Raw genomic sequence first — 282 nt, forward strand, 5'->3', positions numbered from 1 at the left:
GGGTGATGTGCACCGATGAGAAGTGCAATCCACATTCTTCAGACTCATTTTCAACTATGGTACTGGCCACGCGGAAAAATTGCGGCTATTGCTCTTTGCAAATACCAATGGGGATTGGGCGAAGATGAGACTGCGGCTTTTTCAGAAGACAACTGTATCTATACTTTCAGGGTTGCTTATATTAGCGGTGCCTGGCGTTGGCGCAGCGGAATCACTGGCGGGAAGCAAGGGCGACGGCCGTTTCGCAGTCAATTTTCCGCCAGGTTCGACCGGAGACTGCCC

General features: G+C 51.8%; 1 protein-coding gene. It reads left to right on the top strand.

What is annotated here, in order from left to right; genetic code table 11:
* Positions 1 to 15: 15 nt before the first annotated feature.
* Positions 16 to 282, top strand: a 267-nt coding sequence (locus EN824_RS35780) for a hypothetical protein (protein WP_210236410.1), incomplete at its 3' end; no start/stop codon positions are given.

The sequence above is a fragment of the Mesorhizobium sp. M8A.F.Ca.ET.181.01.1.1 genome, from assembly GCF_004792025.1.
Lineage (GTDB): Bacteria > Pseudomonadota > Alphaproteobacteria > Rhizobiales > Rhizobiaceae > Mesorhizobium.